A 9,693-nucleotide genomic window follows, 5' to 3' on the forward strand; every position below is an offset into this window, starting at 1 on the left:
CAAATTGCTGCCCGCGTTAAACGGTCTGGGGCTCAGTGGTCTCGCCACAATGTGCCTAAGGTTCTTCTACACCGTTGTGCTTATCTCAATGGTGAACTCTATTAATCTCTATGTACTATCTGCATAACTGGGATGCACCCGCTTTGATGTAGATCGCAATGGCAATTTCTAAATTAATCGCCCGTTGACCTTGGGGAAATTGCAGCATCAAATTGGCAAAATTGAACAAATCAATGATGTTATCGCGAGTGGCAAAGGCGGGAATGAGGGCGATCAGATCCTCATTCAGCTTGGCTTGCTGGCGTTCAAGGAAGGGATAAACAACCGAGGGATTGCCACCGCTCTCATCGGTCAAGCGCAGGGCTTCTTGTAAAAATGCTTCGTACTGTTCCATCGCCACACCACCAGCAAAGACATCCCCCCCATTTTACCCCCACAGCCCGAAACCGGGTTTCTTCCCGTAGAGGCAATCGTCAATGGGTCTAAAATCAGCAATACTAGATCCAGTCAGCATCAAAAGGAGTAGAGTCGCCATGACCGAATTACTCGAAAGTGCGATCGCCCGATTACAAACCTTGTCCGAAAGTGAGCAAAATGCGATCGCTGCCATCATCCTAGAAGAAATTGAGGATGAGCGCCGTTGGGATGAAACCTTCTCACGTTCTCCAGATCTTCTGGCTCAACTCGCCGCTTCAGCAATGGCTGAATATCATGGGGGCAAAACCCACCCACTTAACCCAGAAACGCTGTGAAATCGCGCACCACTGCCCAATTTCGTAAACTATTGAGTGACTTGCCTAAGCAGGTTCAACAACAGGCCCGCGCTGCCTATCGCCAGTTTCAGGATGACCCAAGCTATCCAAGCCTACGGTTCAAAAAAGTACATCCAGAATTGCCCATTTATTCTGCTCGTATTAACAAAAACTACCGAGCAGTTGGCCAAGTAGATGGAGATACAGTGATCTGGTTTTGGATCGGTTCGCATACAGACTACGACAAGTTGTTAGGGTAGATTGTGCGGCTGACCAATCAAACCAATGAGGATCTTCAGTTAAGACATCCAGAATCACATGACTATCCACGAGGAAATCCGTCATTCCTCACCCCGCGTTAAGCTCAAAATCTCATCGGTACTCAGATCCCCCGTCGCCTTTCCTCGCAGACTAGCAATTAAATTTGCGCATTGAGGCGAATTATTTTGATACCGCCAAGCCAAAAAATCTAAAAATATTTTCGCCTCATCCAACGCAGGCTGGGGCAGATTACGCAAAATCGCTAAAATTTCAGTTTCCGTAGTGAGCATCGTAAATTTTTCAGAATACTATCCCCAATTTTACCCCATTCCCAAAATCGAGAAACCGGGTTGCGCTTATCCCTCATTTTCCCCCAACCCCTCCCAAAAACCCGGTTTCTGACCTCAAGCCCGAAACCGAGTTTCTTGCACCAACCCCTTGCCCCCCGAACCCTCTCCCCAACAAGTACAATCAAAACAACCCCAAAGCTGAGGTAGATCATGAGTCCTCTCCTAGAAAAAGTCTTAGCAGAAATTACCCAACTCAATCAGCAAGAACAGCGACAACTCATCTCCTACCTCGTGTGCCTAGAGAGGCAAGATTGGTGGTTCTCGCCAGATAAAATGTCCGACCAAAAAGCAATACCTGATCACAGGGGCGGCATAGTTTATGAAGGAGAAATCGAAACATCACTAAGTTTTTGTTGTCTGCTGCGGGACATTCAGTGGACATTAAACAGATGCTTGGGTCGGGGAATCTGGACGGGGTTTCAAGACAGAGATGACTTGAGACTAGACAAACCCAATGAAGCAAGAATCCCCCGTTATAATCTTTGATTTAACGGTGGGAGTGTCAACAAGCCATGACCTCATTTAATGCTCAAACGCCTTGCTGCTTAATCTTTTCTTTACAGACACCATTCTGCGGTTTCAGGACTGCGATCGCCCCTAATGTGCTGGGGGATTGAGGGGGTTATGGCGCGATCGCATCGGGCGGTAAGTGAATTTCCGGGTCTTGGGCGACCCAGCCGATGGGGGAGGCTTGGCGCACTTCAAAATGAAGATGGGGCGGGGGAATATCCGGCTGGCCGCTGGTGCCGACGCGGGCGATCGCTTCTCCGGCTTGCACCCATTGCCCCACCTCCACCAACGTATCTTGCAGATGGGCGTAGCGGGTCTGCCGTTCTGTGCCATGTTGCAGAATCACTAAAGTACCATAGGCATTTTGTGAACCCACAAACACCACCACCCCCGGCGAGGCAGCGAGTACCGTTGTTCCCGGTTCTGCGAGTAAATCCATGCCGCTGTGAAAGGTTTGCTCTGTGGCGTTGGGCGTTGCATCATACCACCCGTAGGCTAGGCCGATGGTGGCGGGTTGGGGGAGGGGATAAAGGCTCAAACCAATGTAGGTATCGCGGCGGCCCGAATCGCTGTCGTTCTGAGGATTACCGGGGATAAATGCGAGGCTCGCCGGGGCTTGGCAGCCGTTGAGTTCAAACAGGATATCCGCCCGGACTCCGTAGGCTTGGGCGAGATCTTGCCAGGTTGCACCGGTGGGAACCTGAACCGCGATGCCATTGAAGGGCGGAATTTTAACAATGCGGCCGGGGGCGATCGCATTACCCGTTAGATCGGGGTTAAAGGTGCGCAGGGTTTGGGGCGTGAGGCGATAGCGTTGGGCGAGGCTGCTCACGGTGTCGCCGGATTGGGCGGTGTGGGTTTGAAATCGATTGAGCGCCGGGGGTAAACAGAGCGGGGACGATTGCGCCAGGGTGGCGGGGGCGATCGCGCTCAACCCGATCACGGTGGTGGCTAAAAGACGAAGCATCATGGTGTGTTGTTAAAGAGTGTGGTGAGTAAACTCGCCAGATAAAACCGACTGTAACCGATCAGATACAGACCATTAATCGCCACCAAAATCCCCCGACTCCATCCTGTTTTCAGCACCGTCCAGGCGAGGGGCGACAATCCCAACACGAGGAGCAATTCTACCCCTGCCACGATGCGGCCATGGTGGCGGGGGTCCCAGTAGGAGAGGGGGCTGATAAAACGGTAATTGCTGAGGGGGAAAAAATGACGGTGGGCATCGTCGTGGTGAACGGGAAGATCGAGCAGCGAATGGCCGATCATACTCGCAAAGAAAAAGCATCCCCAGCGCCATTGACCCCAGAGGCAGAGGAGGAGGCCAAGGATCGCCAGGGGGAACGAATGCCCTAGGGTAATGGCGGTTTGCCAGCCCACGGATTCGTAATAGGTTTCTGACCAAATTTGCGCTTCGGGCAGGCGGTAGATGAGTTTAGCGATGGCGTAAAAGAGGAAGATGGGGAGATCGGGCGCGATCGCACCCCAGGTAATCGCCGTCACCGCATCCGGCGCAAGGCCATAGCCCAACGCCACCACATTCAAAACATAATGACTCGGTGTGTTCATCCTGATCCTGCCTCGATGCGCGATCGGATCATGCCAACAACAATCAGGGGTTATTTATTGATTGGCTTTGGTGTCTTGGACGGCCGCCCAAAATAGCACAATCGTGACCGGCACACTCAACGCTAGAATCGCCGCCGTGACGGGTGTACCGTAGGTGGGATTACCATAGCCTAATTCAAACACTGAACCCACGGCTGCGATCGCACTCACGCAGCACAACGCTAAATAAATTCCGCTCTTAACGGTCATGCCCATCAGCTTTTCCGACTCCTTTTTGACATCAACAATTGAACAGCAACAGTGAATCCGATGGTGGCGCGGCTTATTTCACCGCTTGCACCGCATTCACTGAAAAATTATTTTTCTTCAGTTCTTCGGCCAACAGTAAGCCATTTTCCACCCGATCCACAAACAGCACCCCATTGAGGTGATCCATTTCGTGCTGAATGACACGGGCTAAGAGACCTTTGGCTTTTATCCGTTGGGGGCGGCCTTGTTCATCTTTAAACGACACCTCAACGGTTTGAGGGCGGGTCACGGGCAAATAGACCCCCGGAATACTTAAACAGCCTTCTTCGGCATCACAGACCCCATGACTGACGGCGATGATCTTAGGATTAATCAAAACCAAGGGCAGATTTGCCGGATTGCTGGGGTCGCAGTCAATCACAATCAATTGTTTATGAACCCCCACTTGGGGCGCGGCCAAGCCAATCCCATCGGCACTGTACATGGTTTGGAGCATTTCACGGGCTAATTGACGAATGGCATCGTCTACCTTCGCAATCCGTTTAGCCGGTTGGCGGAGCACCCGCTCGCCCAAATAATGCATATCGAGGGGCGGTTTGGACAGTTTTTGTTTTTCAACAACGATCGAGGCAGCCATACGCGCTTGAAATAGTAAAGATATCTATACGGAAATTCGCTTTAATCTTAACAGTTCTCGGTGGAGGACTTCCGCCTTGCCCCGAAATCTGAAAATCAGGCGCAAAGCGATCGTGGCATAGTGGGGACATTGTGAACCGGTTAACCCCTTTTGTGTGGTGCTATGAGTATCGAATCCCCCTTTGATTCTGACGCGGAACTCCCCCGTGAACCGGCGGTTCCTCTCACCTTGAAAACCCAACTCAGCTATGGCGTGGGGGAGGTGAGCAGTGAGATCACCGGGAGTATTTTGGTCTTTTTTTGGCTCTATTTTCTGACGAATGTGGTGGGGTTGCCACCGGCTCAGGCGGGGTCTGTTTTAATTATTGCGCGGGTGTGGGATGCGGTGCTTGATCCCTTGGTGGGGTGGTTGAGTGACCAGACGCGATCGCGCTTCGGGCGGCGGTATCCTTGGATGCTCGGCGGGGCGATTCCCCTGGGGGTCAGTTTCGCGTTTTTGCTCTGGGCGATGCCGTCGGCTCCCTTGCAATGGCGTTGGCTCTATGCGACGGCGATGGCGTTGGTGTTTTACACGGCGTTTACGGTGGTGATTGTGCCCTATTCCACCCTCGGGGCAGAGTTAACCCATCAATATGAAGAACGCACCCGCCTCGTCAGTGTGAAGGCCTCGTTTACGATTGGCAGCAGTATTGCGGCGTTGATCTTGGCGCAAGTCATTTTTGGGGTGATCGAGGATGAGGTGCTGAAGTATCAGGTGTTGGGGGGAATTTGTGGCGCGATCGCCTCCCTCAGTATGGTGATCTGCGTCTGGGGAACCCGCGATCGCTTCGCCGCCATGCAAGCCTTCCGCCATCGCCCCGTCAAACCGCCCCAACTGCCGATCCGCCAACAAATTCACATGGCCGTTAGCAATCGTCCCTTTCTCTTCGTCGTTGGGATTTATCTCTGTTCATGGCTGGGTTTGCAGGTCACGGCGGCGATTTTGCCCTACTTCGTTGTGGAATGGATGGGATTAACAGAGCAAGCCTTCACCCAAATGGCCTTGACCGTGCAGGGAACCGCGTTTTTGATGATGATTTTTTGGCGGCGGTTGAGTTTGCGACTCAGTAAACGGGCGATCTATCTGTGGGGTGTTCCCTTAACCTTTGTGGCGCAGTTGGGTTTGTTTACGCTCCAACCGGGTCAAACGGGCTTGATGTATGGGTTTGGCATTTTGGCCGGAATGGGGTTATCGGTGGCGTATTTGATTCCTTGGTCAATGTTGCCCGATGCGGTGGATTTTGATGAACTGCGCACAGGGCAACGGCGGGAGGGGATTTTTTATGGGTTGATGGTGCAGATGAAGAAGTTAGCGATCGCCGTCACGATTTTCTTTATCAGTCGCCTCCTCGATTCCTCCGGCTTCGTCACCGACAACCTCAGCGACCCCGAACAACCCGCCTCCGCCCTCTGGATGATTCGCCTCTTAATCGGGCCGATTCCGGTGATTAGCCTCGTGGTGGGGATGATCCTCGCCGCCGCCTATCCCCTCTCCCAAGCCGTTCACGGTGACATCATGCTCAAACTCGCCACCCAACGCCGCCAACCCGAAACCCCACCGGAACCCTAATGCTCTTTTGTCGAGAGTTTCGCCAAAACTGAGGAATGATTCCGCCATTGTGCGGAAGGGGGCGCGATCGCGCAACTTTTGCCCCAGAGAAATCGTCCCAAAGAAATCAAGAGCACCTTAACTTCTGGGCAAGATGCTCCTGCGTCACTCAATCGTGTGGTGTTATTTAAACCAGTGGATCTTGGTCTTGCCGTGTTGCGACCAAATATCCACTGGTTTAATTCTATTCCTCACACCGTCTTTACTGTAGGCCAATGGCTTTGGATTCTGGATCATCAGGGTGACAGTCTGTAAATCGGCATTCCCACGGATTTCCCCCCAGGGTCAAGGCGGACAGCAACATCGTGGCTCAGGTTTGACAAAATCTCAAAAATTCAGTACATTAGATAACTGCGTTTCCAATGCGTGCGGAACTGGCGGAATTGGTAGACGCGCTAGATTCAGGTTCTAGTGGGAGCAATCTTGTGCGAGTTCAAGTCTCGCGTTCCGCATAAACCCTAAACCCTTACAAAACAAACAGTCTTAGGATTTTCCTGAGGCTGTTTTTTAGTGCCATCTACCAAAAATCTACTGAACCTATTGTACCCATTGGTGAAACGGTAGACACTACCAGCAAGTACAGGGATACCCCGTCAGACTCTGTTTTTATCCTCAAAACTGTACAAATCCTGTACATAATGAGAATGTACACACTCTCGCTCATGTACAGGATTTACCTAGAATCCTTGCTGTGTAAGGGATGGGCGATACTGGATTTGAACCAGTGACCCCTTCCGTGTGAAGGAAGTGCGCTACCCCTGTGCTAATCGCCCGTGCGGTTTATTATCATAGCGATAAAAAAGGGTTCCGTCAACAAAAAAAGTGTGATGGATCGCGACATCGCAAATAGGCAAAGTTCCGGCAGCCCTCTACAATACAAACACTCTTTCTTATCTTCGCCATACGAGACTATTCACGATGCTGCGCCGCTGGAAGCAATTTATCTTTACGGTGATGGGGATTATCTTTCGCCATCCCGTCACCGGAACCACCTTAATTCCGATTCTGCCAGACCAGCGGATTGTTTTGGTGCGCCGTCGTGATACCGGGCAATGGGGTCTACCCGGCGGCATCATCGATTGGGGGGAAACCATTCCCCAAGCCGCCAAACGCGAACTATGGGAAGAAACCGGCCTCGAACTGCTGGAGATTGAACGCTTGGTCGGGGTTTATTCTGCCCCCGATCGCGATCCGCGCCTCCATTCGTTGAGCATTTTATTAGCCGTCACCGTTACCGGATCATTACAACCCCAAGACACCTTGGAAATTTCAGAAATACGGGCCTTTGCACGGGATGAACTCCCGCAAGAAGACTTTAGCCATGATCACGGTGACCAATTAAAAGACTACCTCAGTGAAATTACCCGGATCGCGTAATCCCAAATTCGTGAGTATAATGACGGAAATTTTTTTAATTTATTGAAAAATTATGAAATCATAGGCACAGCATTAATAACAATGTCCCGCCGCTTTGGCTCACGGTTGAATCACAGTTGAATGATTACAATGCAGGCTCCGCCCATCCGCATCGGTCGAATTCGCCTTTCCCAAGGACATCTATTCTGGCGTGAAGTGGGAAAAGGCCCCACAATCATCTTCCTCCACGGTGCTTTAACTGACGGCTCCCAATGGTTACCTGTTTTGGAACAGTTGGGCAATCGTGTCCATTGTCTCGCCCCGGATTTACTGGGCTTTGGGGAATCGGATGATCCGGAATCTCCTCAATCGATCCAACTCCATGCCGACTGTCTAGCGGACTACATCAATGCGCTGCATCTTGAAGAGGTGTACCTCGTGGGCCATTCCATTGGTGCGTGGATTGCCTCCCGATATGCGATCGCCCACCCCGAACGAGTCAGCGGCATGATCCTCCTCGCCCCCGAAGGCGTGGACGTACCCGATCGCCGCAGTCGCTGGCACACGGAATTGATGCTCACTAGCTCGATTCCCGTCGTGCCCCTCGGAATGAAACTCGCAAAACCCGTCACGAAATGGTTCACGTCCCATCATCGCAAAGTGACCACCCTCCTCGCCTATCGCGAGCAACTCCTCGCCTGTCCGCCCAGTTGTCACCTCCTCTTTAACCGTCCCGAATCGGAGATCGCCGCTGAATTGATCAACGATGACCTCGAAGCCCTCAAAACCCGCATCCTCATCCTCCAAGGCGGCCAAGACCACCCCATCCAAATCCGCCAAAGTAAAACCTATGTCAAACTCGCCCCCTACGCCAAACTGCGCATGATGAAGCAAGGCGGCTGGGACTTGGTGGAAGCCTGGGCGAATAATGTCGTGCGGGAGATCGAACGCTTTACGATCGCCGCCCTGATCGCTCGATGAGTCGCGTCCTGATCATCGTCTCCCATCCCATTCCCTACGTTGTCCCTCTGTTTCAAGAAATGGTGGCGCGGGGCTGGGATTTTCAGGTGGCCTATTGTGATCGGGTCGGGCTAGAAGCCTATCAGGACGTGGATTTTGGCCAAACGATCGCCTGGGATGTGCCGCTGTTGGCGGGGTATCCGTCGGTGTTTGTGCCCAACCGATCGCACCGTCCGGGGTTGGGGCGGTTTTGGGGGTTGGTGAATCCGCGCCTGTGGCCAATGGTGGCGGAGTTTGATGTGGTGATTTGTTTTACGGGGTATGTGTACGCGAGCTTTTGGTGGGCGGCGTTGAGTGCAAAATGGCATCGCCGCCCGTTTATTTTCAGCACCGATGCGAGTAGTTTAGGGTCGCGCTTTGGGGGGGGCTGGAAAGGGTGGATGAAGCCGTTGATCCTGCCCTGGCTCTATCGGGTGGGGGATGCATTGTTTGCGGCGAGTCAGGCGGGGGTGGAACTGCTGGCGGGGTTAGGGATTGAGCGCGATCGCATTTTTTTCACGCCCTTTGTGGTGGATAACGCTGGGTGGTTGGCCCAAGCCGCAGCAGTGGATCGCGCTCAGGTGCGGGCAAGTTGGGGGATTCCAGACGATGCGCCCGTGGTCATCTTCTGCGCCAAGTTGCAACCCTGGAAACGTCCCCAGGATGTCTTAGCGGCCTTTTTAGCGGCGGACGTGCCGGAAAGTTATCTGCTGTTTGTGGGGGATGGCACGTTACGAGCGGAGTTAGCGACAACGGCGCAGGGGTGCGATCGCGTCCGCTTCCTCGGTTTTTGCAACCAAAGCCAACTCCCGGCGATCTATACCGCAGCGGATCTGCTCTGTCTAGGGTCAGACTATGAACCGTTTGGGGTGGTGGTGAATGAAGCGATGTTGTGCGGATGCGGGGTGGTGGTGAGCGATCGCGTTGGCGCACGGGAACTGGTGAATCCGGGAGTCACAGGGGAAATCTATCCCTGCGGCGATCGCACCACCCTCGCCGCCATTTTCCGCGATCTCCTCACTGACCCTGCCCGACTACACCAGATGGGACAGGCTGCCCGCGATCGCATGACCCACTGGTCACCCCGCGAAAACGTCGCCAACCAAGAACAAGCCATTCAACACGTCATGGCACAGCTAAAATCAGGCTTTAATCCGCCCTAACCCAGCGATTACAACATATTCAGAAATCATCATGGCCAGATCAGAAGCCCCTCGCCCCGTGGGCTACTGCTTATACACAAACTGCTCTTAACGATGTTCACCTTCTCTCGATCCCCCCTAGCCCCCCTTAAAAAGGGGGGAACGAAAAAAAGTCCCCCTTTTTAAGGGGGATTTAGGGGGATCAAACGCAGACGAGGCCA

12 protein-coding genes and 2 tRNA genes are annotated in these 9,693 nt (G+C 52.9%); 7 read left to right on the forward strand and 7 right to left on the reverse strand.

The features are described 5' to 3' along the window. Positions 1 to 115: 115 nt before the first annotated feature. Positions 116 to 394 (reverse strand): hypothetical protein, encoded by a 279-nt coding sequence (locus PN477_RS00005; protein ID WP_272121923.1) that lies wholly within the window; start codon positions 392 to 394, stop codon positions 116 to 118. 139 nt (positions 395 to 533) lie between these two features. Between PN477_RS00005 and PN477_RS00010 the strand changes: the two genes are divergently transcribed. Both PN477_RS00010 and PN477_RS00015 read left to right on the forward strand, forming a co-directional pair. Continuing rightward, complete coding sequence (locus PN477_RS00010) at positions 534 to 752, forward strand: hypothetical protein (RefSeq protein WP_272121925.1); 219 nt, start codon at positions 534 to 536, stop codon at positions 750 to 752. Beyond that, positions 749 to 1,012 (forward strand): type II toxin-antitoxin system RelE family toxin, encoded by a 264-nt coding sequence (locus tag PN477_RS00015; protein WP_272146872.1) that lies wholly within the window; start codon positions 749 to 751, stop codon positions 1,010 to 1,012. Before PN477_RS00010 ends, PN477_RS00015 begins: the two co-directional genes overlap by 4 nt. Positions 1,013 to 1,093: 81 nt before the next feature. Here PN477_RS00015 and PN477_RS00020 read toward each other — a convergent pair whose 3' ends face one another. The 5 genes from PN477_RS00020 to def all read right to left on the reverse strand — a co-directional run bounded on the left by PN477_RS00020 (position 1,094) and on the right by def (position 4,328). Next, the gene (locus PN477_RS00020) at positions 1,094 to 1,303 is read right to left on the reverse strand and encodes a transcriptional regulator (RefSeq protein WP_272121927.1); all 210 of its coding nucleotides are present in this window, start codon (positions 1,301 to 1,303) and stop codon (positions 1,094 to 1,096) included. A 682-nt stretch (positions 1,304 to 1,985) separates the two neighbouring features. Continuing rightward, positions 1,986 to 2,843 (reverse strand): LysM peptidoglycan-binding domain-containing M23 family metallopeptidase, encoded by an 858-nt coding sequence (locus PN477_RS00025; RefSeq protein WP_272121930.1) that lies wholly within the window; start codon positions 2,841 to 2,843, stop codon positions 1,986 to 1,988. Further along, positions 2,840 to 3,442: a hypothetical protein gene (locus tag PN477_RS00030; RefSeq protein ID WP_272121932.1), complete on the reverse strand. Its 603-nt coding sequence runs from the start codon at positions 3,440 to 3,442 to the stop codon at positions 2,840 to 2,842. The genes PN477_RS00025 and PN477_RS00030 overlap by 4 nt, the downstream gene beginning before the upstream one ends. A 54-nt stretch (positions 3,443 to 3,496) precedes the next feature. Continuing rightward, entirely contained in the window at positions 3,497 to 3,697 is a 201-nt protein-coding gene (locus PN477_RS00035) for a hypothetical protein (protein ID WP_072622460.1), read from the reverse strand. Between the two features lie 67 nt (positions 3,698 to 3,764). Beyond that, positions 3,765 to 4,328 carry a peptide deformylase gene (gene def, locus PN477_RS00040; RefSeq protein ID WP_272121935.1) on the reverse strand — a complete coding sequence of 188 codons (564 nt, stop codon included), beginning with the start codon at positions 4,326 to 4,328 and terminating at the stop codon, positions 3,765 to 3,767. A 162-nt stretch (positions 4,329 to 4,490) separates the two neighbouring features. Between def and PN477_RS00045 the strand changes: the two genes are divergently transcribed. Both PN477_RS00045 and PN477_RS00050 read left to right on the forward strand, forming a co-directional pair. Then, positions 4,491 to 5,936, forward strand: coding sequence for an MFS transporter (locus tag PN477_RS00045; RefSeq protein ID WP_272121936.1), 1,446 nt, complete (start codon positions 4,491 to 4,493; stop codon positions 5,934 to 5,936). Between the two features lie 407 nt (positions 5,937 to 6,343). Then, a tRNA-Leu gene (locus PN477_RS00050) sits at positions 6,344 to 6,427 on the forward strand. A gap of 249 nt (positions 6,428 to 6,676) precedes the next feature. On the opposite strand, the gene PN477_RS00055 is transcribed toward PN477_RS00050, so the two are convergent. Next, positions 6,677 to 6,748, reverse strand: a tRNA-Val gene (locus tag PN477_RS00055). Between the two features lie 145 nt (positions 6,749 to 6,893). On the opposite strand from PN477_RS00055, the gene PN477_RS00060 reads away from it, so the two are divergent. The 3 genes from PN477_RS00060 to PN477_RS00070 all read left to right on the forward strand — a co-directional run bounded on the left by PN477_RS00060 (position 6,894) and on the right by PN477_RS00070 (position 9,493). After that, positions 6,894 to 7,352 (forward strand): NUDIX hydrolase, encoded by a 459-nt coding sequence (locus tag PN477_RS00060; RefSeq protein ID WP_272121937.1) that lies wholly within the window; start codon positions 6,894 to 6,896, stop codon positions 7,350 to 7,352. A 129-nt stretch (positions 7,353 to 7,481) separates the two neighbouring features. Next, positions 7,482 to 8,312, forward strand: a complete 831-nt coding sequence (locus PN477_RS00065) for an alpha/beta fold hydrolase (protein ID WP_272121939.1) — start codon at positions 7,482 to 7,484, stop codon at positions 8,310 to 8,312. Beyond that, entirely contained in the window at positions 8,309 to 9,493 is a 1,185-nt protein-coding gene (locus PN477_RS00070; protein WP_272121941.1) for a glycosyltransferase family 4 protein, read from the forward strand. Before PN477_RS00065 ends, PN477_RS00070 begins: the two co-directional genes overlap by 4 nt. The last annotated feature ends 200 nt before the right edge of the window (positions 9,494 to 9,693 follow it).

The sequence above is a fragment of the Spirulina subsalsa CS-330 genome (assembly GCF_028330765.1).
Taxonomy (GTDB): domain Bacteria; phylum Cyanobacteriota; class Cyanobacteriia; order Cyanobacteriales; family Spirulinaceae; genus Spirulina; species Spirulina subsalsa_A.